General features: G+C 75.5%; 14 protein-coding genes and 1 pseudogene. 5 read left to right on the forward strand and 10 right to left on the reverse strand.

Going from position 1 to position 13,796, the window contains the following annotated elements:
• Nucleotides 1–72: 72 nt before the first annotated feature.
• Entirely contained in the window at nucleotides 73–1,503 is a 1,431-nt protein-coding gene (locus IE251_RS25900; RefSeq protein ID WP_189755428.1) for a dihydrolipoyl dehydrogenase family protein, read from the forward strand.
• A gap of 9 nt (nucleotides 1,504–1,512) precedes the next feature.
• Here the strand turns inward: IE251_RS25900 and IE251_RS25905 are convergent, their stop codons facing one another.
• Nucleotides 1,513–2,154 (reverse strand): peptide deformylase, encoded by a 642-nt coding sequence (locus IE251_RS25905; protein ID WP_189755429.1) that lies wholly within the window; start codon nucleotides 2,152–2,154, stop codon nucleotides 1,513–1,515.
• Nucleotides 2,155–2,344: 190 nt separating this feature from the next.
• Between IE251_RS25905 and IE251_RS25910 the strand changes: the two genes are divergently transcribed.
• Both IE251_RS25910 and IE251_RS25915 read left to right on the forward strand, forming a co-directional pair.
• Nucleotides 2,345–2,743, forward strand: a complete 399-nt coding sequence (locus IE251_RS25910; RefSeq protein ID WP_189755430.1) for a BlaI/MecI/CopY family transcriptional regulator — start codon at nucleotides 2,345–2,347, stop codon at nucleotides 2,741–2,743.
• A 6-nt stretch (nucleotides 2,744–2,749) separates the two neighbouring features.
• Nucleotides 2,750–3,679, forward strand: coding sequence for a M56 family metallopeptidase (locus IE251_RS25915; protein WP_030780323.1), 930 nt, complete (start codon nucleotides 2,750–2,752; stop codon nucleotides 3,677–3,679).
• 139 nt (nucleotides 3,680–3,818) lie between these two features.
• Here the strand turns inward: IE251_RS25915 and IE251_RS25920 are convergent, their stop codons facing one another.
• Both IE251_RS25920 and IE251_RS25925 read right to left on the reverse strand, forming a co-directional pair.
• On the reverse strand, nucleotides 3,819–4,676 hold the full coding sequence (locus IE251_RS25920; protein ID WP_189755431.1) for a cytochrome c oxidase assembly protein: 858 nt from the start codon (nucleotides 4,674–4,676) through the stop codon (nucleotides 3,819–3,821).
• The gene (locus IE251_RS25925) at nucleotides 4,676–5,236 is read right to left on the reverse strand and encodes a DUF2243 domain-containing protein (protein ID WP_189755432.1); all 561 of its coding nucleotides are present in this window, start codon (nucleotides 5,234–5,236) and stop codon (nucleotides 4,676–4,678) included. The genes IE251_RS25920 and IE251_RS25925 overlap by 1 nt, the downstream gene beginning before the upstream one ends.
• Before the next feature lie 276 nt (nucleotides 5,237–5,512).
• Here IE251_RS25925 and IE251_RS41925 point away from each other — a divergent pair, with 276 nt between their 5' ends.
• Nucleotides 5,513–6,232: a chaplin gene (locus tag IE251_RS41925; protein ID WP_189755433.1), complete on the forward strand. Its 720-nt coding sequence runs from the start codon at nucleotides 5,513–5,515 to the stop codon at nucleotides 6,230–6,232.
• A gap of 171 nt (nucleotides 6,233–6,403) precedes the next feature.
• Here the strand turns inward: IE251_RS41925 and IE251_RS25935 are convergent.
• The 3 genes and pseudogenes from IE251_RS25935 to IE251_RS25945 all read right to left on the reverse strand — a co-directional run bounded on the left by IE251_RS25935 (nucleotide 6,404) and on the right by IE251_RS25945 (nucleotide 10,472).
• A pseudogene (locus IE251_RS25935) lies at nucleotides 6,404–7,334 on the reverse strand (RNA polymerase sigma-70 factor).
• 131 nt (nucleotides 7,335–7,465) lie between these two features.
• Entirely contained in the window at nucleotides 7,466–8,680 is a 1,215-nt protein-coding gene (locus IE251_RS25940; RefSeq protein WP_189755434.1) for a cytochrome P450, read from the reverse strand.
• Between the two features lie 391 nt (nucleotides 8,681–9,071).
• On the reverse strand, nucleotides 9,072–10,472 hold the full coding sequence (locus IE251_RS25945; RefSeq protein WP_229896944.1) for a DHA2 family efflux MFS transporter permease subunit: 1,401 nt from the start codon (nucleotides 10,470–10,472) through the stop codon (nucleotides 9,072–9,074).
• Between the two features lie 239 nt (nucleotides 10,473–10,711).
• On the opposite strand from IE251_RS25945, the gene IE251_RS25950 reads away from it, so the two are divergent.
• Nucleotides 10,712–11,143, forward strand: a complete 432-nt coding sequence (locus tag IE251_RS25950) for a MarR family winged helix-turn-helix transcriptional regulator (RefSeq protein ID WP_189755436.1) — start codon at nucleotides 10,712–10,714, stop codon at nucleotides 11,141–11,143.
• A gap of 119 nt (nucleotides 11,144–11,262) precedes the next feature.
• On the opposite strand, the gene IE251_RS25955 is transcribed toward IE251_RS25950, so the two are convergent.
• From IE251_RS25955 to IE251_RS25970, 4 genes are all read right to left on the reverse strand, one after another.
• Nucleotides 11,263–11,625 carry a hypothetical protein gene (locus IE251_RS25955; protein ID WP_189755437.1) on the reverse strand — a complete coding sequence of 121 codons (363 nt, stop codon included), beginning with the start codon at nucleotides 11,623–11,625 and terminating at the stop codon, nucleotides 11,263–11,265.
• A complete protein-coding gene (locus IE251_RS25960) occupies nucleotides 11,622–12,296 on the reverse strand; it encodes an RNA polymerase sigma factor (RefSeq protein WP_189755438.1) in 675 nt (224 codons plus the stop codon). The genes IE251_RS25955 and IE251_RS25960 overlap by 4 nt, the downstream gene beginning before the upstream one ends.
• A 71-nt stretch (nucleotides 12,297–12,367) precedes the next feature.
• Nucleotides 12,368–12,853, reverse strand: coding sequence for a hypothetical protein (locus IE251_RS25965; RefSeq protein ID WP_189755439.1), 486 nt, complete (start codon nucleotides 12,851–12,853; stop codon nucleotides 12,368–12,370).
• A 150-nt stretch (nucleotides 12,854–13,003) separates the two neighbouring features.
• Entirely contained in the window at nucleotides 13,004–13,699 is a 696-nt protein-coding gene (locus tag IE251_RS25970; protein ID WP_189755440.1) for a type 1 glutamine amidotransferase domain-containing protein, read from the reverse strand.
• Between the last annotated feature and the right edge of the window lie 97 nt (nucleotides 13,700–13,796).

The raw sequence follows: 13,796 nt of genomic DNA on the forward strand, positions 1-13,796 counted from the left end.
CATCCGTGCACGCCGCTGTTCCGCGCGCGTACCCATGTGGCCGTGGCGCACACCACCCACCAGACTGACCCCATGACGGAAACGGAATCGAACACGTACGACGTCGTGGTGATCGGGGCGGGACCGGTGGGCGAGAACATCGCCGACCGGACCCGGGCAGCCGGGCTGACCACCGCCGTCGTGGAGAGCGAACTGCTCGGCGGCGAGTGCTCGTACTGGGCCTGCATGCCCAGCAAGGCCCTGCTCAGGCCGGTCATCGCCCAGGCCGACGCCCGCCGCCTGCCCGGCCTCGCCGAGGCCGCGCGGGGCCCGCTCGACACCCCGGCCGTGCTGGCCCGCCGCGACGAGTACACCTCCCACTGGCAGGACGACGGGCAGGCCGACTGGCTCGCGGGCACCGGCGCCGACCTGTACCGCGGCCACGGCCGGCTCGCCGGTCCGCGCACGGTCACCGTCACCGGCCCCGACGGCACCCTGACCACGCTCACCGCCCGGCACGCCGTCGCCGTCGCCACCGGAACCCGCGCCCAACTGCCCGACCTGCCCGGCCTCGCCGACGTCAGGCCCTGGACCAGCCGCGAGGCCACCAGCGCCAAGGCGGCCCCCGGGCGGCTCATCGTCGTCGGCGGCGGGGTCGTCGCCACCGAGATGGCCACCGCCTGGCAGGCCCTCGGCTCCCGGGTCACCCTGCTGGTCCGCGGCAAGGGCCTGCTGAACCGGATGGAGCCGTTCGCCGGGGAACTGGTCGCCGAGGCCCTCACCGAGGCGGGCGCCGACATCCGCACCGGCACCTCCGTGGAGTCCGTCCGCCGCGAGAACGGCACCGTCGTGGCGGTCACCTCCGCCGGCGACCGGATCGAGGCCGACGAGATCCTCTTCGCCACCGGACGCGCCCCGCGCACCGACGACCTCGGCCTGGAGAGCGTCGGCCTGGAACCCGGCTCCTGGTTGGACACCGACGACAGCCTCCGCGTCACCGGCACCGACTGGCTGTACGCGGTCGGCGACGTCAACCACCGCGCCCTCCTCACCCACCAGGGCAAGTACCAGGCCCGCATCGCCGGCGCCGCGATCGCCGCCCGCGCCGCCGGCGACACCCTCCTGGAGGAGCCCTGGGGCGCCCACGCCGCGACGGCCGACCACCACGCCGTACCCCAGGTCGTCTTCACCGACCCCGAGGCCGCCGCCGTCGGCCTCTCCCTCGCCGAGGCCGAGCAGGCCGGGCACCGGGTGCGCGCCGTGGACGTCGAGTTCTCCTCCGTGGCGGGCGCCGGCCTGTACGGCGACGGCTACCGGGGCCGCGCCCGCATGGTCGTCGACCTGGAGGACGAGATCCTGCGCGGAGTCACCTTCGTCGGCCCCGGCGTCGGCGAGCTGATCCACTCGGCCACCATCGCGATCACCGGCCGGGTCCCGGTCGGCCGCCTGTGGCACGCGGTCCCGTCCTACCCGACCCTGAGCGAGGTCTGGCTGCGGCTCCTGGAGGCGTACCGGGACAACTGACCGCGGCGACTACGGCAGCCGGAAGCCCAGGGCCTCGGCCGCCGGGTGCGGGGTCGGCTGGGACCACAGGGACGCCACCGCCTCGTTCGTCGACAGCGAGCGCGGCTCCGCGCGGTCCAGGTACAGCGTGCCGTCGAGGTGGTCCGTCTCGTGCTGGACGATCCGGGCCGGCCAGCCGGTGAACACCTCGTCCAGCGGGCGGCCGTGCTCGTCCTCGCCGCGCAGCCGCACCTCGGCGTGCCGGGCCACCACAGCCTGCCAGCCCGGCACGCTCAGACAGCCCTCGAAGAACGCGGCCCGGGCGGTGCCCACCGGCTCGTACACCGGGTTGACCAGCACCCGGAACGGCTGCGGGACCCGGCCCCGGGCCGCCGCCACCTCCGGCGGCACCGGTGCCGGGTCCTCGATGACCGCGATCCGGAGCGGGATGCCGACCTGCGGGGCGGCCAGGCCCACACCGGGCGCCGCGCGCATGGTGGCGCGCAGCGCCTCGACGAACCGGGCCAGCAGCGCGGGGCCGAGCTGACCGTCGTACGGCTCGGTGCCGCGCCGCAGCACCGGCCGGCCGGCCGCGACGATGGGCAAGGGACCGCCGGCGGCGAGGAGTTCCTCGACCCGCTCGGCGAGCGGTGTGTCATCACGGGGTGCCATCGCGTCAGCATGCCACGCCCGGCCCCGCACCCGGTGGCACCCCCGGGCACCGGCGCGCACCCGGCGCGGGCCGCGCGGGGCCGGGGCACTGTCGGTGCGCGGGCCGCGCGGCCGGGGCACTGTCAGTGGCGTGAAGTAGCGTGGGACGGGTCGGTGAGAGAGCAGTGGGAGACGGGGGAGGGGACCGGAGATGACAGGGCAGGACGGCCGGGCCCGGCGGCGCGGCCAGGGCGAACTGGAAGGCCAGGTGCTCGGCGTGCTGCGCGAGGCGGACGGGCCGGTCAGCGCCGCCTGGGTGCAGCGGCGCCTCGGCGGCGACCTCGCCTACACCACGGTCGTCACCATCCTGACCCGGCTGCTCGCCAAGGACGTCGTCTCCCGCGAGCGGCACGGCCGGTCCTTCCTGTGGACGCCGACGGCCGACGTCGCCCGGCTCGCCGCCCTGCGCATGCGCCGTCTGCTGGACGGCGAGCGGGACCGCGAGGCGGTCCTGGCCAGCTTCGTCACCGCCCTGCCGCCCGGCGACGAACAGGTGCTGCGGGCCCTGCTCGACATCCCGGCCCCGGACGCCGGCCGCCCGGAGGACTGAGCGCCGATGGGGGTCTTCGTCTTCCTGCCGCTGGTGCTGCCGCTGTCCGCGTGGCCGGTCGCCCGGCTCGCCGAGAACCGGCTGCACCCGCGCACCGCCACCCGGCTGCTGACCGTGGTCGCCGTGGTCATGGCCGTGTGCAGCACGCTGTGCCTGGCCCTGCTCATGGTGGTCGGCACCGCGCAACTGCCCGGAAACCCGCTGCCCGACGGCTGGTCCGACCCCGAGGTGCGGGCCGCCGTCCCGCACGACGAGGTGGCCGGCCGGGCCGCGATACCGGCGCTCGCCGTGGTCGCCGCCGCCTGCGCCCGTACCCTGTGGCGGCACCGCCGGGTCACCCGCCGCGCCCGCCGGGCCCTGGCCGGAGTGCCGGGCCCCACGGTGGCCGTCCTGCCCGACAGCACGCCGTACGCGTACGCGCTGCCCGGCGGCCGGGGCCGGATCGTGGCCAGCACGGCCCTGCTGGACGGGCTCGCCCCGGCCGAGCGGCGCGCCCTGTTCGCGCACGAACGCGCCCATCTGACCGCCCGTCACCACCGTCATCTGCTCGCCGCGCACCTGGCCGCCCGCGCCAACCCGTTCCTGCGCCCGCTGCGCACCGCCGTCGTCTACACGGCCGAGCGGTGGGCGGACGAGGAGGCGGCCCGCGCGGTGGGCGACCGGCGCACGGTCGCCCGTGCCATCGGCAAGGCGGCGCTGCTGTCCCCGCGCACCCCGGCGCCCACCCTGGCCGCGCTCGCCGCGCCCGGACCCGTGCCGCGCCGGGTGGCCGCGCTGCTGGCGCCCGCACCGGCGGCCCGCACCTGGCCGTCGGCGTTCACCGCGGTCGGCCTGGCCGCCTGGGGCGCCGCCGCCGGGGCGCTGGCCTCCGCGATGTCGTCGGCGAACTCGGCCGTCACCCTGGTCCTGATCCTGCGCGCGGCCACCCCTTTGTGAACCGGAGGCATCCATGGCTCACACGATGTGACCGCGGGTCCGTTCGAGGGCCGGGGCCTCCGGCGTACCCGGCGGCCGGTCAGGAGCCACCGGGTGGTCAACCGGCGGGTCGCGCCCGGGGCCGGGAACCACCGGGTGGTCACCCGGACGGTCGCGCCCGCGGCCTGAGGGAGACGGGCCGCGCGAACGGGCGGCGGCCGGGACGCGGCCGCGCGAACGGGCGGTGCCCGGGGCGCCAGGTGGCGACCAGCGCCGCCGCCAGCAGCAGTTCGGCGATGTCACCGCCGTAGTACATGATCTCCGCGCCGCCCCGGACCTCGGACGCGGGAGCGTGGACGGCCACCCCGAAGCCGCCGTACATCAGTTGCGCGGCGACCGCGTGCACGGCGATCGCGCAGCCCAGCCAGACCAGCCGGGCGGGCACGCCGGGCCGGGCCGGGGCGGGGTCGGGACCGGCGACGGCGTGCGCGAACAGGCACCCCGACAGCAGGAAGTGCGCGTGCACCAGCCAGTGCCCGGCCGGGTGGGCCATGGCGGTGTCGTACAGCGGGGTGAAGTACAGCACCGGAAGGCTGCCGACCGACAGCAGTACGGCCACCGGCGGGCGGCTCAGCAGGCGCGCCGGGGCACTGTGCAGCACCGCGCTCAGCCGGCGCGCGCGGGGCGCGGAAACGGCGCGCAGCACGAGGGTGACCGGGGCGCCGAGCACCAGGGCGAGCGGCGCGTACATCCCGATGAGCAGGTGCTGGACCATATGACCGCGGAAGTCCCGGTGCGCGAAGGGCGCGACCGGCGGCAGCAGCGCCGCCGCCAGCAGCACCACGCCGGCGCAGAACGCGGCGGTGCGCCAGCGACTCCAGGCCCGCACCGGGTTGCGCCGGCGCGCCCGGAGGACCAGCAGCGGATAGCCGCCCGCGCACACCAGCAGGGCCAGGACCGGCAGGACGACGCCCAGCGCGCCACCGCCCGCCGGGTGGGAGGTGTGGTGGTGGTCCATCAGTCGAGGCGTCCCGCACCGACCGCGCCCGGCGCCGCCGGGTCGAAGGAGCGGCCGCCCCGCCGGAGCAGCAGACCGCCGGCCACCAGCAGCGCCCCGAGGACCAGGAAGGCCACGTCCCACCACACCTGGTACGAACCGCCGCGCACATGGTGGATGCCCAGGATCTGGTGGTCCAGCAGACCCTCCACCAGGTTGAACAGGCCCCAGCCGGCCAGGATCCAGCCCCACAGCACCCGCGAGGCCCACACCCGCCGCCGGCCGGTGGTCACCCGGGCGTACAGCACGGCGAGCCCGGACAGGACGGCCAGCCAGCACACGGTGTGGAAGACGCCGTCCCACACGGTGTTCATCTCCAGCCCGGAGACGCTCTTCGGGTCGTAGTACTTCACCCCGATGCGGTCGTGGTCGGTGCTGGTCAGCATGTGGTGCCACCGAAGGAGCTGGTGCAGCAGGATCCCGTCGACGAATCCGCCGAGCCCCACTCCCAGCAGGATGCCGGGCAGGCGCAGACTGGCGGGCGCGGTGTCGCTCCTGGTGTCGCGTACGGTCGTTGCCATCGCTCCTCGTCTCGGTCGATTCGGGTGGATCGGTTCCGGCTGAGGTGCCCTCACGACAGCTATCAGTTCCCGGACGCCACCGCTGCCTCGGGCTCGGCCAACTGCGCGGCCCGGTGGAACGGCCGACTTCCGACGGGCCGGGGACGCCCGCCGGGCGCGCGCGTTCGTATCCGGTACCCGGCGAATGATTGATAAGCCATAACTTGCGCGCTTTCACCCGCGTTTCACCGGGTGCGGGCAAGTGCCCGCGACCGTATCTGGAAGGACAGGGAACCGATGAAACGGGTTACCCGAAACAGTGTCATCGCCGTCGCCGCCGCCTCGGGCGCGATGGCAGTGGCCGGGCCGGCGCACGCCGACTCCGCCGCGGGCGGGTACGCGGGCGGCTCGCCCGGGCTGATCTCCGGCAACGGCATCCAGTTGCCGGTGCACGTTCCGGTGAACGCGTGCGGGAACACGGTGGACGTGGTGGGACTGCTCAACCCCGCCATGGGCAACCGCTGCGCCAACCAGGGTGACCGCACCGGGGGCAAGGAAGGCGCCGCGACATCGGGCGGGGCCACGGCCGTGGGCAAGGAGCAGGGCTCGCCCGGGGTGATCTCCGGCAACGGCCTCCAGCTCCCGGCCGATCTGCCGGTGAACGTCAGCGGCAACACCGTGGACGTGGTGGGGGTGCTCAACCCGGTCTTCGGGAACCAGTCCGTGAACACCTCCGGCACCCGCCCCGACACCCCCGGCCGGTCCACACCGCCCGCGCCGCAGCCGCCCACCCGGCACACACCGCCGGCGCGCCACCAGCCGCACCAGCCGCCGCACCACGCGACCCCGACCCGCCCGGCGCCCCACCCGTCGTCCAGCGTCGTACGGCAGCGCCCGCCCGGCACCCTGGCCCGCACCGGAACGGACGGCACCTGGACGGCCGCCGTCGCGGGCCTGGCGTCGCTGGCGGGCGGAACCGTGCTGTACCGGCGCTTCCGGCCGAGGACCGAGCGCTGACCCCGGCCGCCCCCTCCGGTGCCGGTAGGGGGCGGCCGCACGACCACGTACGCCCGCACGACCACGTACGCCCGCACGACCACGTACGCCCGCGCGACCACGTACGCCCGCGCGACCGTGCAAGCCCATACGACCGTGTACGCCCGTACGACCGCGCGGCCGGGGGCGGACTCAGCGGCGCAGGGTGACCTCCTGGTCCATACGGGCCAGCTTCTCGGGGTTGCGCACGGCGTACAGGCCGGTGACACGGCCGTCGGCGATGCGCAGGGCGAGGACGGTGTCCACCCTGCCGTCGAGCCGGAGGACCAGCGCCGGGCAGCCGTTGACCAGGGCCGGCCGGAGCGCCGCCGCGCCGAACCTGCGCAACCCGGCGGCCAGCGGGGCGACCCGCTCGGCGCCCACGACCGGCTCCGGCGCGGCCTGGGCGATCCCCCCGCCGTCACCCAGGAAGACGACGTCAGGCGCCAGGATGCCGAGCAGCCCGCGCAGGTCGCCCGTGTCGACGGCCTGCCGGAACGCCTCCAGCACGGCCTGCGTCTCGGCGGCGGAGACCGCGCGGCCGGCGGGCGGCGACATGGGCGCGGGCCCGGTGGGTGATCTGCCGGACCGCGGCCAGGCTCTTGCCGACGGCCCCGGCTATCTCCTCGTACTCCACCCCGAACACCTCGCGGAGCACGAACACCGCCCGTTCGGTGGGGGTGAGCGTCTCCAGCACCAGCAGCATCGCCATCGAGACGCTGTCGGCCAGTTCGACGTCCTCCGCCACGTCGGGCGCGGTCAGCAGCGGTTCGGGCAGCCAGGGACCGACGTAGGACTCCTTGCGCCGGGCGAGCGTCCGCAGCCGGGCCAGTGCCTGGCGGGTGGTGATCCGGACCAGGTACGCCCGCGGGTTGCGCACGGTTCCCGGATCGACGTCCGCCCAGCGCAGCCAGGTCTCCTGGAGGACGTCCTCGGCGTCGGCGGCCGAGCCGAGGATCTCGTAGGCGACGGTGAACAGCAGGTTGCGGTGGGCGACGAACGCCCCGGTGGCCACGTCCACGCGCGACACCGGGGGTTCCGCCGTACCCGCACCCGTACCCGCGCCCGTGTCGCGCTCGCTCATGCCCGCTCCCGCCTGTTCGCCCCTCGGCCCCGTCACACCCACGAGATGCCGGCGGGCACCGCCGTGTGACAACCAAGGCCGGTGACGTGCCTCACAGAGGGAGGCGCGGTCTCAGAGGGAAGGGAGGGGCCTCACCAGGTGACCGGCAGCCGCACCGGGAAGCGGCGGATCGTGCCGGTGTCCCACTCGATCTCGTCGGGGGCCACCGCGAGACGCAGCGTGGGGAAGCGGGTCAGCAGGCCGGAGACCGCGCTGTCCAGCTCCGCCCGGGCGAGCGGTGCGGCCAGGCAGTGGTGTCCGCCCCAGCCGAACGTCATGTGCGGGCGCACCGGCCGCTCCAGGTCCAGCCGGTGCGGGTCGGGGAAGACGGCGGGGTCCCGGTTGGCCGCCAGGTACGACACGTGGACGTAGTCGCCGGCGCTGATGCGGGTGCCCTCGATCTCCGTGTCCTCCAGGGCGATCCGGGGGATGCCCACGCCCTTGCGGAACGGGATGAACCGCAGCAGCTCCTCCAGCGCGCCGGGGAACCGGCCGGGGTCGCGGGCGAGCGCGGCACGCTGCTCGGGATGGGTCAGCAGCACGTAGGCGATGTCGCTGATCTGGCAGGTCGCGGTGTCGTTGCCGCTGAGGATGAGCGTCACGGCCAGCACCGCCAGCTCGTCGTCGCTCAGCGGCTCCTCACCCTCCGGCACCGGGGCCGTGGCCAGCGTGCTGAGCAGGTCCTCACCCGGCGCCCGCCGCCGCTCAGGGACCAGCCCGGCGAAGTACGCCCGCAGGGACGCCTTGGCCTCGGCCGCGGTCTGCCGGGCGTCGGCGGAGGTGGCCAGCAGCCGCATGGTGCGGTCCCGCAGCTCGTCACGGTCGGCCTCGGGTACGGCGAGCAGCTCGCAGATCGTCAGGTGGGGCAGCGGCACCGACAGATGGGTCACCAGGTCGGCGGGCGGGCCCGCCTCGGCCATCTCCGTGAGCAGGCCGGCCACCACCCGGTCCACCGCCGGCCGCATGGCCGCCACCCGGTCCCGGGTGAACGCCTGGGCCGCCACGTGCCGCAGCCGGGTGGCGTGCGGCGGGTCCGTCACGTTGATGGACTCCGGTGACACGATGGGCTCGGGCGTCATCCTCGGGTAGTCGCGCCCGACGATCGCCGCCCGGCTGAACCGGGGATCGCACGTCACCTGACGCACGCCGGCGAAGCTGGTCACGAGCCATGCCTCGGCCTCGCCGTAGGGCAGCCGGATCCGGCTGACCGGGCCGCGCCGCGCCAGCGCGTCCAGCTCCGGGTCGAACTCCAGCGCCTCAGCGAAGTCGAAGGGGCATTCGAGCACGGTCGGTTCCTGGAACGACATCACAGCCTCCTTTGTGCGCCGCCGGGCGCGCTCGTGGGTGTCCGGCCGGGCGCGCTCCTCGCACGCGGCCGGGCGCGTCCGCCGGCGACCCCGACGGCCACGCCAAGGAGGCGCCGCCGACCGGCGTACGGCCGGCCGGAGCAGGGCCGGCGGGGGTACGGCCGACCGGGCCTCGGTGGCTCGTGCGGCTCCCATGGCCGTACGGCTCCGAGGCGCCGCCTCGTCCCTGGCAGAGTCACTTCCCCAATATGCGGGAGGCCGACGGGCTTCGCACGACAGACGCGGGCGGCGCGGGCGGGTCGCGGGCGCCGGCCACGCGGGGCCGGCGTCGGATCCGCGGGCATCGGACACGCGGATTCGGCGTCGGTCCGCGGGCGCAGGCCCGGCGGGCTCAGGCGTCGACCCGGTCCCGTCGGCGCCTGAGGAGGGCGGGCCGGCCGGGCGCGGCGGCGGCGGCGCGGGCGGCGGCGCGGGCGGGGCCGTCGGGCATCGTGAAGGTGAAGACCGCCGTGGCCGCGGCGATCGCGGCAAGGGCGAGGAAGGCGTGCTGGTACGCGGCGACGGGCGGGGCCGCGGCGGCGCCCGACGGGGTGCCGAGCACGAGGGCCGTGGTCACCGCCGCCGGCGCGAGCGCGCCACCGGTCTGGCGTACGACGGTGTTCAGCATGGTGGCCTGGGCCAGATCGGCCCGGTCGATGGTGGCCAGCGAGGCGACCGTCGTAGGGATGAAGAAGCAGCCGATCGCGGCTCCGAACAGGAACATGTAGCCGCGGACCGTCCACAGGCCGGTGCCGGCGTCGCAGCCGGCGAGCAGCACCAGGGTCGCGCTGACCCCGGCCAGTCCCAGGCCGACGATCAGGCGCGGACCGACCCGGGCGTACAGCGCGCCGGTGATCTGCACGGTCAGCAGGACGCCGAACGCCTCGGGGAAGGTGGTCAGGCCCGACTCCAGCGCCGTACGGCCCTGGGCCTGCTGGAGAAACAGGGGCCCCAGGTACAGGGCGCCCATGATGGGTATCAGACCGACCAGGTTGATCAGGTTGGTGTCGCGGAAGAGCCGGTCGGTGAACAGGCGCAGCCGCAGCAGGGGGTGGGCCGTGCGCAGTTCGACGGCGACGGCGGCGGCCAGCAGCACGGCGCCCAGGACCAGGCAGACGACGACGGCGGGGGAGGACCAGCCGCGGTTGGGCCCCTCGCAGACGCCGAACATCACGGTGCCCAGGGCCCCCGCGCTCAGCAGCAGGCCGGGCAGGTCGAACCGGCCGGGCCGGCCGCCGCGGTCGCCGGCCAGGAACAGCGCGCCGAACAGCACGGCCGGGAGCCCCACGGGCAGGTTGACGTAGAACACCCACCGCCAGGACAGGTGGTCCACCAGCAGCCCGCCCAGGACGGGGGCCGCGGCCGGGGCGATCTGCTGCGGAATGATCATGTAGCGGGAGACGCGCACCTGTTCGGCGGGGGTGAAGGTGCCGAACAGCAGCGCGGCGGAGGCCGGGAAGAGGACGCCGGCCGACAGCCCCTGCACCGCGCGGTAGGCGACCAGCTGACCGAGCCCGGCCGCCGCCCCGCACAGCAGCGAGGAGCCGAGGAAGCCGGCCAGGGCGGCCAGCAGCACGCGTTTGCCGCCGAACCGCTCGACCAGCCAGGCGGAAGCGGGGATGGCCATGGCCAGGCAGACCGGGTAGGCGACGACCACGCCGTCCAGCGCGGCGGTCGTCAGATGGAACTGACGGGCGATCGAGGGCAGGGCCACGGTGGTGATCGCTCCGTCGACGATCGCGATGAACGTCACGCTGACGCAGACGACGGGGACGACCAGACGCTGACTGAGCGAGGGCAGGGCGAACGGCACGGAGGGACGACGAGGCATATGCTGAGCATACGCACTATGTTGTTGCTCAGTACATGGCTTTCGGAGTGCGCGGTGCGCGACGGGGTGACGGGCCGCCGACGGCAGAGCAGCGCTTGACGGGCGGTCAGCGGGCAGGGCTCGATGGCCCCGGCCGCGCGGGACAGGGGAGACTGGGCACCATGGCAGTGCACGGCAGCAGCGACATCCTCATCGACGAGCTGTACGAGACGACCAACCGGCTACGGCAGTTCGTGGAGGCCCGGCTGCGGGAGAAGGGCGCCTCGGTGGCCCGGCTGCGCGCCCTGCGCATGCTGGCCAGGGCGCCGGAGCCGCTGCGGATGCGGGACCTCGGCGAGATGGCCGGGATCGCCGCCCGTACCACCACCACGATCGTGGACAGCCTGGAACGCGACGGCCTGGTGGAGCGGGTACGGCACCCCACGGACCGGCGCGCGTTCCTGCTGCGGCTCACCGAGGACGGGTTGCGCTGCCACCGCGAGGCGGAGGAGACCGACCGTCTCGCCCTCGCCGAGGCCACGGCGACGCTGGACGCGGCCGAACGCGAGCAACTGCGGGCTCTGCTGGCCCGCATCCGGGAGAACACGGGCTGAGAGTGCGCTCCCGGTGACGCCGTACGGTCTCGACTCACCGCCCTGAAACGGGTGCTGGAGGTGTGGCACCCCGGGCGCGGTGACACCGGCGCGCGTGGCGGGTGTCAGGCGCTCACCGCTCAGGGATGCGCCGCCCTCGGTGTGGGTGTCGAGGGGGCCGGGCTCGGGGTCGCGGGGCTCGGCGCCGGGGACGGGGTCGCGGTCCGCGGGTGCGGTGAGCGGGCCGGAGGGGCCGGGGCCGGGTGCCCGTCGCGCGTCGTGAAGAGCGCGAGCGTGAGGAAGACCAGCGCGGCGACGGCGGCCAGGGTCATCCCGCCCACCACCATCCGGCGCACCCGCGTGCGCCGCGACCGCACCGGCGCGGCGGGCGGTGACAGGGGCCGCAGGTCGGCCGGACCGACGGCGTGCGCCCGCGCGGCCAGGGCGGCCCGCAGGCGCTCCTCGACGGGCGCCGCCCCGCTCCTCGTACCGTACTCGTTCATCGCAGCCCCTCCAGACGCCGGCCCAGAGCGTCCAGCGCCCTGCTGGCCGTGGACTTGACGGCACCGCGCGACAGTCCGAGCGCCGCCGCGATCTCGGCCTCGGTCAGATGCGACCAGTACCGCAGCACCAGCACCTCCCGCTGCCGCCGGGTCAGCGTGCGCAGCGCCGCCAGCACCTCCCGGTGGTCCTCGTGCAGCAGCACATCCTCCTCAGGGGCGGGCGCGTGCCCCTCCGGCGCGGGAACGTGCGCCCGTACGGTCCTGCGGCGGCGCAGCACCGAGCGGGCCCCGTTGACGACGCTGGTCCGCAGATACGCCTCCGGGTCGTCCAGCGCGGCGAGCCGGTGGCCGTGCCGCCGGAACAGCGCGGTGAACGCGTCCTGCACGACGTCCTCGGCGGTGGGCAGGTCGTCCACCAGCAGCACCGCCAGGCGCACCAGGGACAGCCTGCGGTGGTGGTACAACTCCTCGATGCCCGGCGGGGTTCCGGCCGCGACGGCGCCGGCCGGAGCGCCGGTGCGGGGCGCGGCCGGTGACGTATCCGCGGGGGTCCGGGCGAGGACGCGGGCGCGGAGCAGGTGGGTGAGCCGCCGCGGCCAGGACGCGGAGGGCTTCGGGGTGCCGGCGCGTTCCCAGGGCAGGGCCGTGGCCGGTGGTGTCGCTGTCGTCATGGGTCTCCCGGTGCCGGGTCCCGGTGCGGGGGGAGCCGCCGCGCGACGGCTCCCCCCGTACCGGACCTGCCTCAGTGCTGCTGCGGAACCGGAACCGGTGCCGGTGTGGCGTGGTGGTGCGGGACGGGCGCCGGGCGGGCCGGGGCGGGAACGGGGGAGGGGACGGCCGTGGCCGGGGCCGGCGCGGGGGTCGCCGTACCCGTCGGCGGCGGCACCGGGGCGGGGGTACCCGTCCGAACCGGCGACGGCACCGGGGACGGGGTCGCGGTGTGGGTCGGCGGGACCGGGGCCGGGGACGGGGTCGCCGTATGGGTCGGCGGGACCGGGGCCGGGGTGGACGCCTGGTGGTCCTCCGGGGCCGGGGCCGGGGTGGACACGTGGGCGTCCTCCGGGGCCGGGGCCGCGGACGAGCGGTCGGCCTTGGCGGGCGCGCTGTCCTGGGCCGCCTGCGCGGTCATCGCGCCGGCGACGGTCAGGGCGGCGCCTACGGCGGAGACCCCCAGGGCGGCGCGCAGCCGGTGCGTACGGTGCTGGCGTGGGGCACGGTGTGCGGACATGTGTTCCTTCGGTCGCTAGGGTCGGACATCTGGTCGAAGTGGAGGCCTCCACCCCGACAGACGTCCGACCCCGGGCGAGGTTGCGGGTCGCGGCCGACGAAATTCTCCGCCGCGCTCGCGCGCCACCCACCGCCGGCCGGCCCGGGCGTCTCAGCCCAGCAGCTTCAGCAGTTCCTCCGCGACCGGAGCCGAGGACGCCGGGTTCTGGCCGGTGACCAGATTGCGGTCCACCACCACGTGCGGCGCCCACGGCTCGCCCGCGCGCACGTCGACGCCCGCCTCGGTCAGCCGGTCCTGGAGCAGCCACCTGGCCTGCCCGGCCAGCCCGCCCTGCACCTCCTCCTCGTTGGTGAAGGCCGCCGCGCGGTAGCCGGCGAAGGCGTTGGTACCGTCCGGCCGGACCGCGGCGAGCAGCGCGGCCGGCCCGTGGCACACCACGGCCAGCGGCTTGCCGGAGTCCAACGCCCCGATCAGCAGCCGGCCCGACCCGGCGTTCACCGCCAGGTCCTCCATGGGGCCGTGACCGCCCGGGTAGAAGACGGCCGCGAAGTCGTCGAGGTCCACCTCCGCGAGCTTCGCCGGCGTCCGCAGCTCGGTCATCTCCTCCAGGGCGCGGGCGAGTTCACCGGCCTTCTCCTGGCCGCCGTTGACCTCGGCGGACAGGCTGGCCCGGTCGACCGGCGGCACGACACCGCCCGGCGTGGCGACGACGATCTCGTGGCCGGCGGCCTTGAGGGCGCGGTAGGGGACCACGGCCTCCTCGGCCCAGAAGCCGGTCGGATGCGCGGTGCCGTCGGCGAGCGTCCAGTGGTCGGCGCCGGTCAGCACGAAAAGGATCTTCGACATGGTGGTTCTCTCCAGAAAGCCGGGATCCCAGGGAACTGGGGTCTGCTACTGCGAACGTAGACCGGCACACCCATAGGCATCCAATGAAGGACCGTAT

The sequence above is a fragment of the Streptomyces eurythermus genome (assembly GCF_014649115.1).
Lineage (GTDB): Bacteria > Actinomycetota > Actinomycetes > Streptomycetales > Streptomycetaceae > Streptomyces > Streptomyces eurythermus.

What these genes read in the sequence shown, in the direction of transcription:
- IE251_RS25900 (WP_189755428.1), top strand. Translation starts at nt 73, where the DNA reads ATGACGGAAACGGAATCGAACACGTACGACGTCGTGGTGATCGGGGCG.
- IE251_RS25905 (WP_189755429.1), bottom strand. Translation starts at nt 2,154, where the DNA reads ATGGCACCCCGTGATGACACACCGCTCGCCGAGCGGGTCGAGGAACTC.
- IE251_RS25910 (WP_189755430.1), top strand. Translation starts at nt 2,345, where the DNA reads ATGACAGGGCAGGACGGCCGGGCCCGGCGGCGCGGCCAGGGCGAACTG.
- IE251_RS25915 (WP_030780323.1), top strand. Translation starts at nt 2,750, where the DNA reads ATGGGGGTCTTCGTCTTCCTGCCGCTGGTGCTGCCGCTGTCCGCGTGG.
- IE251_RS25920 (WP_189755431.1), bottom strand. Translation starts at nt 4,676, where the DNA reads ATGGACCACCACCACACCTCCCACCCGGCGGGCGGTGGCGCGCTGGGC.
- IE251_RS25925 (WP_189755432.1), bottom strand. Translation starts at nt 5,236, where the DNA reads ATGGCAACGACCGTACGCGACACCAGGAGCGACACCGCGCCCGCCAGT.
- IE251_RS41925 (WP_189755433.1), top strand. Translation starts at nt 5,513, where the DNA reads ATGAAACGGGTTACCCGAAACAGTGTCATCGCCGTCGCCGCCGCCTCG.
- IE251_RS25940 (WP_189755434.1), bottom strand. Translation starts at nt 8,680, where the DNA reads ATGTCGTTCCAGGAACCGACCGTGCTCGAATGCCCCTTCGACTTCGCT.
- IE251_RS25950 (WP_189755436.1), top strand. Translation starts at nt 10,712, where the DNA reads ATGGCAGTGCACGGCAGCAGCGACATCCTCATCGACGAGCTGTACGAG.
- IE251_RS25955 (WP_189755437.1), bottom strand. Translation starts at nt 11,625, where the DNA reads ATGAACGAGTACGGTACGAGGAGCGGGGCGGCGCCCGTCGAGGAGCGC.
- IE251_RS25960 (WP_189755438.1), bottom strand. Translation starts at nt 12,296, where the DNA reads ATGACGACAGCGACACCACCGGCCACGGCCCTGCCCTGGGAACGCGCC.
- IE251_RS25965 (WP_189755439.1), bottom strand. Translation starts at nt 12,853, where the DNA reads ATGTCCGCACACCGTGCCCCACGCCAGCACCGTACGCACCGGCTGCGC.
- IE251_RS25970 (WP_189755440.1), bottom strand. Translation starts at nt 13,699, where the DNA reads ATGTCGAAGATCCTTTTCGTGCTGACCGGCGCCGACCACTGGACGCTC.